Consider the following 17,265-nt stretch of genomic DNA (forward strand, 5'->3'; position numbering starts at 1 on the left):
TAATTTTTTTGATTAGTCTTGCAAACATAAACAAAACACAATGAAATTTTAATGTTAATTTAACAAAAAATGCTAATAAATAGTTAATATTTAACAAAAATCTACGTTTCTTTTACCGAAATGATTTTTACCGGACAGGCTTTGGCGGCCAGTTCACATCCTTCAACGATAGTGTGGTCGGGTGATTTCAAGGTGAAAAAGCCTTTGGCATTCACGCTCTTGATCAAAACCGATTTCCCGTCTTTTTTGGACATTTGAAACTGGACAGGCGCCATTTCCACGCAATAATTGCAGCCAATGCATTTGTCCCTTTGCAGCGTAATAATGACCATTAGGCTTCCACAATTTTATATAATTTGTCCGACATACGGATTCTGAAAGGCAGTTTCAAAGTACAGTCGTCACCTTTTGTTGCTTTTTCAGCAGTAGTGTCATTCACGAACATTTCCTCGATAATCATTTCCTGTGCTCCCGTGCTTGGACCGGTAACCAATATTTTGTCGCCAATCTTGATGTCGTAAGCCTCGATTTTGAATTGGCCAATTTCCGCTTTCGGGAAAAAATGGGTTCCTTTTCCCACATACACTTTCTTTTGGGTCGCAGCCGATCCCGAAACATCGCTCCATTCGCCCAATTCTTGACCCAGATAGTATCCCGACCAAAAACCGCGATTGTAAACAGTGTTTAAGTCTTCCATCCAGGTTGTGATTTTTTCTTTCGAAAAAGTGCCTTCATAATAACTGTCGATGGCTTCACGATAGGTTTTTACTACTGTTGCCACATATTCCGGAGCGCGGCCACGACCTTCAATTTTCAAGACTTGAATGCCAGAATCAATCACTTGATCCAAGAAATCCAATGTGCACAAATCTTTTGGCGACATCATGTATTCGTTGTCCAATTCGATTTCAAAACCAGTTTCTTGGTCGATGACGGTGTATTTCTTGCGGCAATTTTGTTTGCAAGCACCACGATTTGCCGATGAATTATGCGAATGTAAACTCAAATAACATTTTCCCGAAACTGCCATGCACAAGGCTCCGTGACCAAAGATTTCAATTTCGACCAAATTGCCGTTGGGTCCTTTGATTTGTTCTTTTTCGATTTGCTCCGTGATTTTTTTTACTTGGCGTAAACTCAACTCCCGGCTCAAAACCATCGTGTCGGCAAAAAGGCTGTAGAATCGAATGGTTTCAATGTTGGTAATATTCAGTTGGGTCGAAATATGAACTTCCATACCAATGCCTCTTGCCATTGCGATTACTGCTTGGTCGGAAGCGATTACGGCCGTGATGTTGGCTTCCTTGGCTTTGTTCAATAAGGTTTTCACGACCGACAAATCGTGGTCGTAAATGATGGTGTTCAAGGTCAAATAACTTCGAACGTTTTTTTCTTCGCAACGGCGGGCAATTTCCGGCAAATCATCCATCGTGAAATTCACGGTGGCACGGGCGCGCATGTTCAATTGCTCCACGCCAAAGTAAACGGAATCCGCTCCATTGTCCAGTCCTGCTTGCAATGACTCGAAGTTTCCTGCTGGAGCCATTAATTCTATTTTGTTGGTTGTTGTCATCACAAATTAGTTTAAGATTTTATATAATTTATCAGACAATCGAATTCTGAAAGGCACTGCAAAGGTTACTTTGTCGCCTGTTTTTGCTTGGTTTTTTTCGGTTCCATTGACCATCATTTTGTCCAAAATCATTTCTTGGTTTCCGGTGGTTGGACCCGAAATCAAGATTTTGTCGCCCAAATTCAATTCTTGGTTTTCGATAATGAAAAGGCCTACTTGCGCTTTTACATAATAATGTTCCGCTTTGCCAAGCAATACTTTTTTGATTTTTATTTTCTGGCGAATGTCAGTTGTTTTTGCGGCTGTCGCCAAAGCTGTATCCGTTAATTCTCCAGAGTGTTTGAATTTTAAACTTTCTGATTTTCCTTTTCTGAAAACTTTATTTCCGACTTGTTTTCCGGTTCTCAGTTTTACTTGTTCCACCAATGGCAAATGGGTGATTTCCAAACATTCGGTAGAACAGCAATTTTCCATGGCGGCTTTGCATTCGTCACATTGAATGAACAACAAATGGCATCCGTCGTTGGCACAATTGGTGTGGTTGTCGCAAGGTTTTCCGCATTGGTGGCATTGGGAAACAATATCGTCCGTGATTCTTTCGCCGAGACGATTGTCGAACACAAAGTTTTTGCCAATGAATTTGCTTTCCAAACCTTCTTCTTCAATTTGTTTGGCGTAATTGATGATGCCGCCTTCGAGTTGGTAAACTTTTTTGAAACCTTGGTGTTTGAAATAAGCACTGGCTTTCTCGCAACGAATTCCTCCGGTGCAATACATTACCAAGTTTTTGTCTTCTTTATGGTCTTGAAGTTGTTCGTTGATGATGGGCAAACTTTCTCGGAACGTTTCCACATCGGGAGTGATGGCGCCTTTGAAATGCCCGACTTCGCTTTCGTAATGGTTTCTGAAATCCACGACGATGGTGTTGGGATCATCCAGAATTTCGTTGAATTCCTTGGCTTTTAGGTGGATTCCTTTGTTGGTTACGTCAAAAGTGTCGTCGTTGAGACCGTCGGCAACAATTTTGTGGCGCACTTTGATGGTCAGTTTCAAAAAAGCGTGATCGTCATGCTCCACGGCTACATTCAGGCGAATGCCTTTCATGAAATCATAGACTTCCAAAGTCTCCCTGAAAGCTTCGAAATTTTCGGCAGGAACATTCATTTGGGCGTTGATGCCTTCGTGGGCAACGTAAATTCGACCCAGTGCATCGAGTGCGTTCCAGGCTACAAATAAATCGTCGCGAAATTTTTTGGGATCTTCAATTTTGGCATACGCATAGAAAGACAACGTAAGACGTTGTTTGCCGGCTTGGTCAATAAGCTCGGCTCTTTCTTCTGCGCTTAAGGTGTTATACAGTTGCATGCTATAAACGTTTAAGTGAGAAATATGTGGTGAATTCTAAATGGAAGAATTCGGGTGCAAATTTAGGGTTTATTTTTAGATTAAAAACTAGGTTTTCAAGAGTTTTTTCGTGTGGCTTCCACCACCAAGTCATCTACGGAAACAAAACGACTGATGTGTCCTAAAAGATCCTCCAAATTTTCGGAACGCAAGGTATCGCGCACTTCGGAACGAGCTTCGGCAATTTTTAAGGCAATCTTCTTTTTTTTCAAATCGATGAACAATTGTTTTAAAAATCGTGCTCCCGCAATATCGACATTTGGAGAGGAATTCAAATCCAGGATTACCGTTTTTATGGGATGAGTTCCATGATTGATTTTTTTCCAAATTTCTTCCTTGATATTTTCGACATTGAAATACAAGATGGCCGATTCAACCCGGACGATTAGGACTCCTTCGATGATTTCGTTATCGGGATGGCGTTCTAAATCAGTGTAACGTTTGGTTCCCGGAATTCTTCCCAAAAAGGCCACATTGGGATTTGAAGTGGCTTTTATCATTAGCAACAAAGTGACGATGGCTGCCAGCAAAACGCCAATCAGAATTCCCCAAATGAGCACGCCAACAAGGGCAATCATAACAACATAAAATTCTTGTTTGTTGATTCGGTAAAGATGTTTCATTTCTTTTAGGTCAAAAAGTCCGCTAATGGCCACCAAGACTATTGCCGCCAAAATTACCGTGGGCAAATATTGAAGCATATCGGTTAAAAATAAAAGACAAAATGCAATTGCCGCCGAGGCGAATACCAATGACAAAGGTGTTTTTGCACCAGCAGTATCATTGACGGCAGATTGTGACAAGCCGCCCGCAACAGGATAACCCTGGCCCAAGGCAACGGCCGCATTTGCAATTCCAAGTGCCAGTAATTCTTGACGTGGGTCAATAAAATAACCGTTTTTTTGTGCCAATGATCTTGCTGCCGAAACACTTTCGATATATGATAATAAAAAACACGCCATTGCCAGTGGAAACACGTCATCAATATCGCGAAAACGAAGGGAAGGAAAATGGAATTCGGGTAGGCCTGAAGGGATTATTCCAACGGTTGAAAAGCCTTGCAGTCCCAGTGAAGTTGTGGTAATTAAAAAAATGGAAATGATTACGATTATTATGGCAACAGGTTTTCCAGGAGCCATTTTTTCGCCAAAAATAAGGATTGCAATGGCGGCAATTCCAAAAATTAAAACGGCCGTGTTGGTTTCCGGAAGTTGTTGTATTAAGACAATTATGCGTTCCAAGAAATTTTCGCCACCACCATTTACACCAAATAATTTCGGCAATTGGGTCAAGCCAATGGTCAGGGCGGCACCGGCCTTGAAACCAACCAAAACCGTTTCGCTGATAAAATTGATGATACCGCTCAATCGCAACAAATAAGCGAGAATTGCCAAAGCTGCAAATACCAATGCGGTGAGGGAAGCAATGTCAGCCCATCGCTGCACGTCTCCGTTGGCCATATCGGCAATTGAGGTTCCAATAAGTAATGATATGGCCGATGTGGGACCAATGGCCAATTGTTTGCTAGAACCCAACAGTGCATAGAAAAATCCGCCGATGAGATAGCCGTAAATCCCGTATTCAGGCGGTAATCCCGCCAAGGTTGCATAAGCCAATGAAACCGGAATTCCATAAGCAGCCAAAGTTATTCCGGCTATAAAATCGCCTTTTAAAGTTTTTTTATTGTAGTCTTTAATCCATAAAAAGCATGGGAATAATTTATGCCACATAGTTTATTAATTTAGAAATTCTTGTGGTTTATTTTTCTTCTAGTAGTACTTTTTTTATGGCGTTTAATTCTTCTATTTTCTCTGGGCTTACGGTTGGATATTCTAATTCCATTTCGTCCAAGGCGTGAATAATTGCCGAGGCGATTGCGATTCGTGCATAAGATTTATTATCGGCAGGAATCACGTACCAAGGCGATTTTTCGGTTGAGGTATTTTTGATTAATTCTTCGTAAGCATGCATATAGTCGTTCCAGTAGCCTCTTTCATTGACATCTCCAGCGCTAAATTTCCAATTTTTTTCCGAGTCTTCAATGCGTTCGATGAAACGTTCTTTTTGTTCTTCTTTGGAAACGTTCAGGAAAAATTTGATAACGATGGTACCATTTCGGTTCAAATATTTTTCGAAGTTGCGAATGTCTTGAAAACGATCTTCCCAAATGTCTTTGGTTACCAATTTTTCTGGAAGTTTTTGACCTTTCAAAATCGCTTCATGCACTCGTACAACAAGCACTTCTTCATAATAAGAGCGATTAAAAATACCGATGCGTCCTCGTTCGGGCAAATGTTTTTGGCAGCGCCACAAAAAGTCGTGGTCCAGCTCTTCTGAACTTGGTGCTTTAAATGAGGAAACTTGGCAACCTTGTGGGTTTATTCCCGACATTACATGTTTGATGGCACCGTCTTTTCCGGCGGCATCCATGGCTTGAAAAATAATCAAGAGCGACCATTTGTCCTGGGCATACAAAATATCTTGCATGGCGGCCAATGCATTGATGCCTATTTCCAAGGTGTCTTTTACCTGAGATTTTTCTTCAGAACCCAAATTAAAACTGGCTTTAGTCTCATAATCTTTCAGACGAAAATCATTTCCATTGCCGACACAATATTGTTTTGAGAATTTTTTGGCACGATCGATAATTGATTTTTTGCTTAATTTGCTTAAATCCAATGGGTTTAAATTTGAATCGTCTGAGTCTTTTTTATTGTTTTTTGACATAGTTTTATGTTTTTTAAACCGTTGGATGCAATTGTTTTTAGCTAAAAATAGTGTCGTAAACAGGAATCAAAATTCTAAAACACACTGTTTTGAAACCTAAAAAAAATTAAATAGTTCTTTCAAAAATAGTGAAAATTATTTAAAAAATTTGGTAGACATGTCTTTCCGGAACTTTGTTTCAAATACTGGAATTTGAGATAAAAACCTGTTTCAATTCCGTGATTATGAATCAATTGATTTTAGCATGATTCCCTTTTCATTTCAATATGCGGAATATCGTCTTCTAAATACATTTCGCTTGTTTGGACAAATCCGTGGCTTTCGTAGAATTTTTTGAGGTACAATTGTGCTCCAATGGTGATTTTGCTTTCGCCAAAATGAGTTTTGATTCCGGCAATTGCTTCACGCATTAAATCATGTCCCCATTTCCTTTCGCGATAATTGGCATCGACAACCACTCTGCCGATGGAGGCATTTTCGAAAGAAATTCCTGGTTTGAAAAGACGTGAATAGGCAACAATTTTGCCTTCGAATTCGCCATAAAGATGCAAGGCCACTTTGTCTTTCCCGTCAAGATCGAGATAAACGCAGTTTTGTTCGACCACAAAAATGGTGCTTCTTAATTTCATGATATCATAAAGCTCGTGTGTCGAAAGTGCTTCAAAAGACTTTATTTTCCAGTGTATTCCCATTCTATATTACTTATTTAAAATAACAATTGATTTTATGATTGACTCTAATTCGTGCATCAAATCTCGCTCTTCTTTAGAAGGAGAATAACAAAATCCCTCCAAAACCAAGATTCTGTAATGTTCCTTGTCGACAATTGCATAATTGACAAAAGGTCCCGACATAAAATCGTTTTTTAGTTCCCATGTTCCTCTTGTTTCGTAGGCTTCTTTGTTGTTTAGTTTCGTTTTGAAAAGATAGGGTGCGTAGCCGTCCTCGGTAATCATTTGCGTATCCGGTTCTGTGCCTCGAATGTATAAATTACCAATAGAATCGCGCATTTTGACAATGTTTGCAATCTGGTTGGAGGCTTTTTTTATGGAACTTATTGGAACCTGATAAATCAAAAGGTTGGTATTCCCGCTGATGATTTCTTTTTTCAACCAAAGAAAATTACTGTTTTGACGTGCATACAAATAGCCGGAAGGAACTTGCAAAGAAATCTGGAATTTATTCTTGATTATTATGGGATTGATTAAGGATTGATTGTTGATTCTTTGGCTTTCGGCAATCTCGGTTTCTTTTATGATTTTGATTATTTTGGGCGTATTTTTTTCGATAATTTCCAAAATGGCATCGCTTGTTTTACCGGAAATATGGAACACGTTTTGTGGTGATGCATATTGGTCTTTCTTGATTACAAATTGATTTTTATTTTCTTTTTTCACCACAATAATCGTCCTGCTGTCCGTCATAAACCCCTCCATAAGTTTCGCGGGATATTGGTTTATGGTAAAAAGAGGTTCTTCTTGCGGCAATCCTATCACGGGTGATGCAAATTTGTTTCGAATGCGGTCGCCAACCTCGCCATTCCATAATTGGTCGTCAATTATAACCGAAATAGTGTTGATTTTGCCTGTTGCTTTTCTTGGCAAATCCTCTTCTTGCTTTTTACATGAAAAAAACAACAAGGCAATTAGAAACAATAAAAAATGGGCTTTATTCATTAGAATTTCAATTATGAAATAGACCTCAAATTTATAGAAAAAGACAGCCGTTTTTATAGAAAAAAGAACAAAAGAATTTTCCGGGAACTTTTGTTTTACTCTTTAGAAAGTTTTTTTAATTGAAATTTTTTGAAATCTATGGGCGAACCTTCATAATTTAAAGAAATTTTGACCTCTGTAGATGAGGTTTCGACACATTCCCAATCATTCTTGGATAAACTTTTTTGGTGTACGGCTTATGAATTTAAGAGAAAAAAAAGGTAAAAACAAAAGCTGTTTGTTTGAGCATCGATGAAATTTTAAAACAAAACTTATCCGTTTATTTTTAATTTCATTCCCGGTTTAAGGTCTTCGGCACGTAAATCATTCCATTTTTTGATATCAGAAATGGATACTCCCGGATATTTTTTGGCGATGCTGTATAAAGAATCTCCTTTTTTAACGTAATAGTTGATGTCTTTACTTTTTGAAACAGAAGCCAAATTGTCTTTTTTCTTGAACGTTTCGGATGGTTCTTTGTTTTCAATTGCCATTTCACTTTTGGCAACAATTAAACTACTTCCCAAAGTAATAGTGTTGTCTTGCAAATTGTTCCATTGTTTTAAATCGTCCAAAGAGCTTCCAAATTTTTTGGAAATAGTCCCAAGATTGTCTCCCTTTTTAACGATGTATTCCACGTTTTCCATCTTTGGAACCAATGCTATTTGTTCGTTTTCGACAGCTTCATTTTTAGAAATTTGCAATGAAGCTCCTAATTGAATTGAAGTCCCGGAAAGATGATTCCATTCTTTAATTTCCTCGACCGAAACATTGTTTTTCTTGGCAATACTACTTAAGTTGTCTCCTTTTTGAACTACATAAAATGCAGTAATATTGGACGACAAAGTATCTGTTTTTATAGTTTTGTTCGCTTTTTCTTCCTTGATGATTTTAGTGTCAGAAACCGCAATTTGTTTGTTTTGGGCTTTGATTTCTGGTAAAATATTGTCAGTTTTCAGTTCTTTTCTCACCGTTTTAACCACACTTTCGTTAGTGATGATTTTCAAGCTTTTGCCACTGGACACCATGTTGCTTTTTAGGGCATTCCACTTTTTTATTTCGGAAACGGAAACACCATATTTATTGGCAATTTCACTAAGGTTATCACCTCTTTTTACGATGTAATATTTTGTTTTCGGAAGTGTAATTCGTTGTTGGGTATAATTTAAAGTGTCTGTTGCAACAATTGCTTTCCTAATCTGGAAAGGTCTTTCTCGAAGGTTCATTTCGCGCTCTGCATACGCATAAATTTTGTCTTCGTTTGAGGCGAAAACAGCCATTTTATCCATAGGCAATCTCAAAAAATGAGCTTGGTCGTGATAAAAAGGAACCACGTTTAGTTTGTAGGAGGGATTTAACAATTGCAATTGCGCTACCGGAACATCAAGCAAGTCTGATATTTGTTTGAACGACATTTGCTTTTTAATCATTATCGTGTCTGTGGCAAAATGTTTTATTGCGGCTCTATTGGGAACGATTCCGTGTTCTTTGTGGTATTCGTAAATGTACATTGTCGCTAAAAAAGCGGGCACATATCCTTGCGTTTCTTTGGGTAAATTTTTCCGGATGTTCCAATAGTTTTGCTGTCCTCCAGAACGACGAATCGCTTTGGCAACATTTCCGGGTCCTGAATTATAAGATGCCAAAACCAAATCCCAGTCGCCAAAAATAGCATACATGTTTGTCATATATTGAGAGGCAGCTTCGCTTGATTTTAGCGGGTCGCTTCGTTCGTCTACATAGGAATCAATCTTTAAATTGTATTGCTTTCCGGTATGATACATAAACTGCCAAAGTCCCGTTGCGCCCATTCTAGAAACCGCTTTTGGATTCAAGGCTGATTCCACAACTGCCAAATATTTAATTTCCAGCGGCACATTTTGTTTGGCTAAAGCCTCTTCAAACAACGGAAAATAATATTCTGAAATGGCCATTAACCGTTCAAAAGATTTTTTTCGGTTTTTCAGAAATGACTTGATGATGTTTTCCAGACCTGGATTGTATTCGATGTTGAATGGCGATTTCGCGTCCATTGCCGCCAGTCTAGATTTCAACAATTCCGTCGACAATTCATAGTCTACTTTTTCATCGATATTAATGTTTTTTATATCATCGGAAATGTCATTGTATATGTCCAGATTTGTCAATTCCTTCATCCATAAGCTGTCAACGCAAGAAGCCATGTCGTCTTTTACGAAGGTTTTTTTAATGGAATCTAAATAGGAATTATTCGTTTCGGTTTTTGTAAACCCTCTGTTTTCAACAACTTTTTGTGAAAACAGAGTGATTGACAATAATAGAAAAAACGATAGAGCGGTGTTTTTTATAGTCATACTTTTTAATCAACATACTAAACTTCAAACGATTAAATAAAAATCGCCTTTTGCAAACTTAATAGGTTATAACTAAAAATTTCAGTAAAAATTGTTAAAAATGCATTTTTTAGTCTAAAATAGCGGCGATTCCCGGTAAAATCCTACCTTCAAGCATTTCGAGCATTGCTCCTCCACCAGTTGAAACATAACTCACTTTGTTTTCAAAACCAAATTGTTTTACGGCTGCAACAGAATCACCACCACCCACTAGGGAGAACGCTCCGTTTGCAGTAGCTTCGGCAATAAAGTTTCCTAATTCTATGGTTCCTTTTGCAAAAGTTGGCATTTCAAAAACGCCCAAAGGTCCGTTCCAAAGTATGGTTTTTGATTGTAAAATCACATTTTTGAAGTTTTCCAAAGATTTTGGTCCAGCATCTAATCCTTCCCATCCATCAGGAATTTCTCTTACATCAACAACTTGGGTATTGGCCGTATTGGAAAAATCATCACCGGCAACAACATCAACGGGAATGTGGATTTGAACGCCTTTTTCTTTGGCCAATCTCAAGATTTCCAAGGCTAATTCTTGTTTGTCATCCTCGCAAATTGAATTTCCAACTTTTCCTCCCAAAGCTTTCACGAAAGTAAAAGTCATTCCACCACCAATGATCATGTGGTCTACTTTGTCCAAAATATTTTCGATAACCGTAATTTTCGATGACACTTTTGAACCTCCAAGAACTGCCGTTACTGGTTTTTGGGAATCTTTTAAAACTTTGTTCAAGCTTTCGATTTCTTTTGCCAATAATAATCCGAAACATTTTTCATTTGGAAAAAATTGTGCAATTATGGTTGTTGAAGCATGTGCTCTGTGGGCAGTTCCAAAAGCGTCGTTCACGTAAATGTCGCCAAGAGAAGCCAATTGTTTTGCAAAATCAACGTCTCCAGCTTCTTCTTGAGAATAAAAACGTAGGTTTTCCAACAATAAAATTTGTCCCGGTTGTAAATTTGCTACAGCTTTAACTGCTTCACTTCCGATACAATCAGGTGAAAAATAAACGGTTTCCCCAAGAATTTCTGAAGCCTTTTTTACAATATGTCCCAATGAATATTTTCTTTCCACTCCTTTTGGTCTTCCCAAGTGTGACATCAAAATCACGCTTCCGCCATCGGCAAGAATTTTGTCGATTGTAGGTTTTGCCGCTTCAATTCGAGTGGCATCGGTCACATTAAAATTTTCGTCTAATGGCACGTTAAAATCAACGCGAATAATGGCTTTTTTGTTTTTGAAATCAAAATCGTTTATCGTTTTCATTGTATGTTTTTTTTAGTTTTTTGAAAGAAAAACAAATATAAGACTTTTCGATAACTTAAAAATAAGAATAGTTCTAAAATTATGGCAATCTGTTAACGAAAACGTTATAATTAAACGAAATTAATTGTTTTGTTAAAATTTAATTTAAAAAGAGTTCTTTCTATTTGCTCAAAATCATTTTGTTTTTATGCTTGCAGCCGTGTCTGTTTTTTTATTGCTTTAAATGGACGCCGTTCAAAAGTGGATGAATTAAAATGTACACTGAAATTGCAGAATGCAAAACCGAATCAAAAATAATCTGTTTTTAGAAGGTTTCGGTGCTACAAACTTTTGCGGTTTTGAGACTTTTTATTCTATATTTGCCCTATGCAGTTTTCAGAAATTTTAGGGCAAGATTACATCAAAAATCATTTGACACGAAGTGCCGATTTGGGCCGAATTCCTCACGCACAATTATTTGTAGGTCCCGAAGGAAGTGGCACTTTGCCAATGGCCATCGCCTATGCGCAATATATTTTGTGCAACAATCAAAATGGAGAAAATTTCGGAGCCAACGAAAGTTGCAACCTCAAATTCCAAAAAATATCCCATCCCGATTTGCATTTCGTCTATCCAACGGTAAGCACTGAAGACGTGAAAACAAAACCCAAAAGCATTGATTTTATCGCCGATTGGAGACAATTTGTTGCCCAAAATCCTTACGGAGGATTGTTCGATTGGTATTCCGTTTTGGGCGTGCAAAACAAACAGGGCGAAATTCGGGTGGACGATGCCCAGGAAATATTGAAATCACTATCGTTAAAATCCTACGAGGGCGGTTATAAAATCATGATTGTTTGGATGGCCGACAAAATGAATACCGCCGCCTCAAACAAATTGTTGAAATTACTGGAAGAGCCACCAGAAAAAACTGTTTTTATCCTGATTTCCGAAAGCGAGGAAGACATTATCCAAACGATACGTTCCCGTTGCCAAGTTTTGCATTTCAACGGATTGAGCGAAAAAGTCATTGCCGATGCGTTAATTTCAACCGAAAATATCGACCCGAAACTAGCCACTAAAATTGCCCATCAAGCACAAGGAAATTACAACAAAGCCTTGCATTTGCTCAAAGACGACACCGACGAATTTCCGTTTGAACAGTGGTTTGTGGTATGGGTTCGTGCGGCTTTCAAGGCCAAGGGAAATGCTGCCGTAATTGCTGATTTAATTCAATGGAGCGAACAAATTGCCGCTTTGGGAAGAGAAACCCAAAAGAAATTTCTGCAGTTTTGCATCGATATTTTTCGCCAAGCTTTGCTGCACAATTACGAGACGCCGAGTTTGGTTTACATGGAACCCACGGTCGAGAATTTCACGATTGCGAAATTTGCACCTTTTGTCAACGGAAACAACATTCACGAAATATTCCAGGAATTGTCCGATGCGATTTATCATATTGAACGCAACGGAAATGCCAAAATAATCCTGACTGATTTATCCATAAAATTGACTCGTTTAATACATAAAAAATAGGTTTATGAACAATGCTGCCTCTATTTTGCTTTTGGCTTTTTTGGCCATCACATTTATTCAATCCGGTTATGACAAATTGTTTTATTGGAAAGACAATCTGGATTGGTTAAAAGAACATTTTGCTAAAACCCAATTGAGAAACCTAGTCCATTTAGCCTTGCTGAACATTCTGGTTTTGGAATTAATTTCGGGGATTTTGTGTGTTGTGGGCGGCATAGAATTGTTCGTGAGCAACGGAAGAACCTTTGGGTTGTATGGAGCTGTTTTTTCGAGCATCACTTTACTTATGCTGTTGTTTGGACAACGATTGGCCAAAGATTATGACGGCGCCAGGACAATTGTCATTTACTTCATTCCGTCCGTGATGGCGGTTTTATTGTTGAGTTAGAAAACCTTTTAACAAGTTCACCTTATAGGTCTTATAAGGTTTAAAAATCTCATAAAAAATGACTTCAAAACATCCTTCTGAATCGTTGACCATATTGACTGATTTGGTTTTGCCAAGCGAAACAAATCCGTTAAACAACCTTTTTGGTGGCGAATTATTGGCTCGTATGGATCGTGCCGCAAGTATTGCCGCCAGCAGACATTCTCGCAGAATTTCCGTAACGGTTTCCGTAAACCACGTGGCATTCAACAAAGCCATTCCTTTGGGAAGCGTTGTTATTATTGAAGCAAAAGTATCCAGGGCTTTCAAGACTTCGATGGAAATTTACCTCGATGTTTGGATCGAAGACAGAAAATCTGGAGAAAGAACCAAGTCCAACGAAGCCATTTATACTTTCGTGGCCGTGGATGAAAACGGAAGGCCCGTTGAAGTCCCACAAATAATACCTGAAACCAAACTCGAAGAGCACCGTTATGATGACGCCTTGAGAAGAAAACAATTGAGTTTGGTCTTGGCTGGAAAATTAAATCCTCACGATGCCACGGAATTGAAGGCGTTGTTTGTATAGAATGAGGTTTTTTTTCCACAAAAACATTCTCCTTGCTTCTTCCAAAAAAAGAAGTATTTTTACAAAAAGATAAGTACCAAAATAAATGAAAGAAAAGATGAGTTCAGAGAAAGAAGCCAAATTAAAAGCACTACAACTTACCCTTGATAAACTGGATAAAACCTACGGAAAAGGAACCGTGATGAAAATGGGCGACAAAGCCATCGAAGAAGTGGAAACTATTTCGTCTGGATCTTTGGGAATTGATTTAGCCTTGGGAGTTGGTGGCTATCCAAAAGGAAGAATTATCGAAATATACGGACCGGAATCCTCGGGAAAAACCACTTTGACGCTTCATGCCATCGCCGAAGCCCAAAAAGCAGGAGGAATCGCCGCTTTTATAGATGCTGAACACGCTTTCGACAGAAATTATGCCGAAAAATTGGGCGTTGACATCGAAAACCTAATCATATCGCAACCGGACAACGGAGAACAAGCCTTGGAAATTGCCGAAAACTTGATTCGTTCAGGAGCAATTGATATCGTCGTGATTGACTCGGTTGCTGCCTTGACTCCAAAAAGTGAAATCGAAGGCGAAATGGGAGATTCCAAAATGGGTCTTCATGCCCGTTTGATGTCGCAAGCCTTGAGAAAATTGACCGGAACCATCAGCAAAACGCATTGTACCGTTTTCTTCATCAACCAGTTGAGAGAGAAAATTGGCGTAATGTTTGGAAATCCGGAAACGACAACGGGTGGAAATGCATTGAAGTTCTACGCTTCGGTTCGTTTGGACATTCGTCGTTCCACGCAAATCAAGGATGGCGAAAACGTGATTGGAAACCGGACCAAGGTGAAAATCGTGAAAAACAAGGTGGCTCCACCTTTCAAAGTGGCCGAATTTGACATTATGTACGGCGAAGGTGTTTCAAAAACGGGAGAAATCTTGGATTTGGCCGTTGAATTCGAAATTGTCAAAAAATCAGGTTCTTGGTTCAGTTATGGCGACACCAAATTAGGTCAAGGTCGTGATGCGGTAAAAGCTTTAATCAAGGACAATCCAGAATTAGCCGACGAATTGGAAGAAAAAATCAAGGCCAAGATAAAAGAAAATAACGCTTAAAATTAGAAAAGAGTTCACTATGGTGAACTCTTTTTTTTGTTTATTTTTAAATGCAACTTTCTGAAAAACACCAAAACTGGTAAAATTGTTTAATAAAAAGGTGATTTTTGTGAGAATTTATTTTTAATTTAGAACTAAAATTTTAATCTTACTAAATTATGAAAAATTCCAAATTCCAAATTCCAAATTCCAAAATTTAAACTTTAAGTTTTGTTTAGTTGCTTTGGTTTTATTGTTTTACTCTTGTAGTCCTGAAGATACTATATTAATAAATCCAACCGATGCCATTACAAATCAACTAAAAAAAGAATTGAAACTGGATCAATTTAAAAATCAAACTTTTGCTAAGAATTTGGTTGTAAATTGGGAAAGCATGAAGAGAACGGAGAAGGATGGAATTGAAATTTATGAAATTGAGGTCAAAGAAAAAAATCCAACCATAATCAAATCTAATTTATTTCAAAGCAAATTAAAGTACGAGTTGATTAGCATTAAGAAAGAAAATCAGAGTTACTCCTATTTAATTGAAATCTATTCTGGTTTAAAATATTCTTTATATGTTAATTCTATTCAAGAAATAGGTTCTTTTACTGGTACTCTCAATGTTTATGAATTATCTGGAAAGCAAATAGACCAACTAGTGGTGAATAACGGAAAAAGTATAAATCCATCTGGAAATAAAGCGTTAATTCCTTTAAATGAGGTTGTTGGTTTGTTTTATTTAGAAAACAAGAAAACAAGTCGTGTGCCTGAATGTTATCTGTCAGAGCACATCTATGTTACTTATTCAATCTACACGGATCATTATTATTATATTTCCGTTGGGAATAGCACTGAAAAAACCTACTCTTACACCACAATTACAACCTACACAGTCGATGAACCTATGAGTGTGCCTTGTGGTGAATCTGAGAGTTCATATGAAACCTATAAATACGTAACCATTAGACAGGAAATTGTCGAGAATGTATCGGTATCCATCGAGAATAATATTGATGACACACAATTAGACCCTTGTCTCAAAGAGATAATGGAGCAACTAAAAAACGCCACAAACGCTGATATAGCAAATGTTATGACAAAACTAGGGGCAAAAAATGATTATATTGTGACAATGAAAATGGGAACTATGCAAAAACCTGGGAATTACGCCGAAACAATTAAAGTCTCAAAAAACAACTACTTAGTTACTGTAACACAAAATGATTTTACCACCGCATCAAAATTGTATAAAGCCACAGCTTTATTACATGAAACGATACACGCATTTATGTTGAGTGTAGTAGATGATTACAATACCTATCCGACAAATGCCCCGTTTACAGATTTTCCCGAATTATTCAATATATATGTAAACAAAACAAATTCTACAACCAATTCTAATTATGCCCAACACGAAGATATGGCAAACAAATATGTCAATGCAATTGCATCGGCATTAGAACAATATCAATTGAATGATACTGGAATTCCAAGTTCTGTATCAGACAAGCAAGTTTTTTTGGATATGGCTTGGAGTGGTTTGCAAGGTACTGATGTATATAATAAAAAATGTCAGGAAGGAATTATAGACAACACAAGAATAACCGCTAGAATTGGTGCGGAAATTAACGGTGTTTATTCTCAAGGGCAATATGCGGTTGGAAAACAGTGTAATTAAATAAAATGGGATGCCTATTATTTCATTTTAGTCAAATTCGACATTAATTATAGACATTTTTAGGAAAACATAACAAGTAAATATATAACAAATGAAATATATAAATTTTACAGTCATTGTTGTAATTCTTATGTTAGGTTGTGCATCTAGATCTGATAAAAGTAGAGTTGTATCCACTAATCCTATCGGTAAGATTAATGACACACTCAGCGAAAAATATGCAGTAGTCAGTGATTTTTTAGACACAAAAATTAAAGATCGTTCTAAAAAAATTATGATTCATAGCAGAAAAATCAATACGAATATGACCTTAAAGATTCTTAGATTAAATGAGATTTACGCTTTGGATTCCATAGATAGCAAAAAAAATTATGAAGATAAAACATTCTATAAAGAAGCAGACTGGGAAATAGCAAGAAAAAAATACAGCAAAAACTCTGTAACAGAAATAGAAAACGCTACCGATAGCGGGGGAGAATGTTGCTGGGTTGCAGAAAATTTTAATTATAAAAATGTAATTTTTGAAGAATTACAACCTGGCTCTAAAGCTTTTATCGAAAAGTATATACCTAGCAAAATAACACCTTTCGAAAAGAATCTTGATTGTACTACTCATTATGAGTTTTATTTATTCTCGGAGCCTATCTATTATCAAAATAGAGAGTGTCTGATTTTTACTTTTTCTAAAGGCGATCTTTCCGGTTTGAGCGGTAGTTCAAATATTATAATATATAAAAAGAAAAATGGCAAATGGGTTCAAACCCATATAGGAATGCCAAATTGGTTTAGTTGAAATATTAGATTTAGCCGTTGAATTCGAAATCATCAAAAAAGCAGGTTCTTGGTTCAGTTATGGCGACACCAAATTAGGTCAAGGTCGTGATGCGGTAAAAGCTTTAATCAAGGACAATCCAGAATTAGCCGATGAATTGGAAGAAAAAATCAAGGCTTTGATTAAAGAAAATAATGCTTAAAAATTAGAA

15 protein-coding genes and 1 pseudogene are annotated in these 17,265 nt (G+C 37.5%); 7 read left to right on the forward strand and 9 right to left on the reverse strand.

Going from position 1 to position 17,265, the window contains the following annotated elements; translation table 11 throughout:
• Positions 1-101: 101 nt before the first annotated feature.
• From C0430_RS08540 to C0430_RS08580, 9 genes are all read right to left on the reverse strand, one after another.
• Entirely contained in the window at positions 102-332 is a 231-nt protein-coding gene (locus C0430_RS08540; protein WP_290868183.1) for a ferredoxin, read from the reverse strand.
• Complete coding sequence (locus C0430_RS08545) at positions 332-1,573, reverse strand: peptidase U32 family protein (protein WP_290868186.1); 1,242 nt, start codon at positions 1,571-1,573, stop codon at positions 332-334. The genes C0430_RS08540 and C0430_RS08545 overlap by 1 nt, the downstream gene beginning before the upstream one ends.
• Before the next feature lie 6 nt (positions 1,574-1,579).
• The gene (locus C0430_RS08550) at positions 1,580-2,938 is read right to left on the reverse strand and encodes a rhodanese-related sulfurtransferase (protein ID WP_290868189.1); all 1,359 of its coding nucleotides are present in this window, start codon (positions 2,936-2,938) and stop codon (positions 1,580-1,582) included.
• A 95-nt stretch (positions 2,939-3,033) separates the two neighbouring features.
• Entirely contained in the window at positions 3,034-4,707 is a 1,674-nt protein-coding gene (locus C0430_RS08555; protein WP_290868192.1) for a SulP family inorganic anion transporter, read from the reverse strand.
• A 28-nt stretch (positions 4,708-4,735) separates the two neighbouring features.
• Complete coding sequence (locus C0430_RS08560; RefSeq protein WP_290868196.1) at positions 4,736-5,704, reverse strand: polyphosphate kinase 2 family protein; 969 nt, start codon at positions 5,702-5,704, stop codon at positions 4,736-4,738.
• A gap of 239 nt (positions 5,705-5,943) precedes the next feature.
• The gene (locus C0430_RS08565) at positions 5,944-6,396 is read right to left on the reverse strand and encodes a GNAT family N-acetyltransferase (protein ID WP_290868199.1); all 453 of its coding nucleotides are present in this window, start codon (positions 6,394-6,396) and stop codon (positions 5,944-5,946) included.
• A gap of 6 nt (positions 6,397-6,402) precedes the next feature.
• Positions 6,403-7,380 (reverse strand): DUF4837 family protein, encoded by a 978-nt coding sequence (locus tag C0430_RS08570; RefSeq protein WP_290868202.1) that lies wholly within the window; start codon positions 7,378-7,380, stop codon positions 6,403-6,405.
• A 311-nt stretch (positions 7,381-7,691) separates the two neighbouring features.
• Positions 7,692-9,752: a LysM peptidoglycan-binding domain-containing protein gene (locus tag C0430_RS08575; protein ID WP_290868205.1), complete on the reverse strand. Its 2,061-nt coding sequence runs from the start codon at positions 9,750-9,752 to the stop codon at positions 7,692-7,694.
• Positions 9,753-9,861: 109 nt separating this feature from the next.
• A complete protein-coding gene (locus tag C0430_RS08580; RefSeq protein WP_290868208.1) occupies positions 9,862-11,049 on the reverse strand; it encodes a phosphoglycerate kinase in 1,188 nt (395 codons plus the stop codon).
• A 366-nt stretch (positions 11,050-11,415) separates the two neighbouring features.
• Here C0430_RS08580 and C0430_RS08585 point away from each other — a divergent pair, with 366 nt between their 5' ends.
• The 7 genes and pseudogenes from C0430_RS08585 to C0430_RS08615 all read left to right on the forward strand — a co-directional run.
• The gene (locus C0430_RS08585; RefSeq protein WP_290868210.1) at positions 11,416-12,564 is read left to right on the forward strand and encodes a DNA polymerase III subunit delta'; all 1,149 of its coding nucleotides are present in this window, start codon (positions 11,416-11,418) and stop codon (positions 12,562-12,564) included.
• A 4-nt stretch (positions 12,565-12,568) separates the two neighbouring features.
• Positions 12,569-12,952: a DoxX family membrane protein gene (locus C0430_RS08590; RefSeq protein WP_290868213.1), complete on the forward strand. Its 384-nt coding sequence runs from the start codon at positions 12,569-12,571 to the stop codon at positions 12,950-12,952.
• A 58-nt stretch (positions 12,953-13,010) separates the two neighbouring features.
• Positions 13,011-13,520 carry an acyl-CoA thioesterase gene (locus C0430_RS08595; RefSeq protein ID WP_290868216.1) on the forward strand — a complete coding sequence of 170 codons (510 nt, stop codon included), beginning with the start codon at positions 13,011-13,013 and terminating at the stop codon, positions 13,518-13,520.
• A gap of 97 nt (positions 13,521-13,617) precedes the next feature.
• On the forward strand, positions 13,618-14,622 hold the full coding sequence (recA, locus tag C0430_RS08600) for a recombinase RecA (protein ID WP_290868302.1): 1,005 nt from the start codon (positions 13,618-13,620) through the stop codon (positions 14,620-14,622).
• Positions 14,623-14,932: 310 nt separating this feature from the next.
• Positions 14,933-16,282: a hypothetical protein gene (locus C0430_RS08605; RefSeq protein ID WP_290868225.1), complete on the forward strand. Its 1,350-nt coding sequence runs from the start codon at positions 14,933-14,935 to the stop codon at positions 16,280-16,282.
• Positions 16,283-16,373: 91 nt separating this feature from the next.
• Positions 16,374-17,075 carry a hypothetical protein gene (locus C0430_RS08610; RefSeq protein WP_290868305.1) on the forward strand — a complete coding sequence of 234 codons (702 nt, stop codon included), beginning with the start codon at positions 16,374-16,376 and terminating at the stop codon, positions 17,073-17,075.
• A pseudogene (locus C0430_RS08615) lies at positions 16,996-17,256 on the forward strand (hypothetical protein); the annotation flags it as partial. The gene C0430_RS08610 and the pseudogene C0430_RS08615, both read left to right, overlap by 80 nt.
• Positions 17,257-17,265 lie beyond the last annotated feature (9 nt).

Source organism: Flavobacterium sp., assembly GCF_013823965.1.
Lineage (GTDB): Bacteria > Bacteroidota > Bacteroidia > Flavobacteriales > Flavobacteriaceae > Flavobacterium.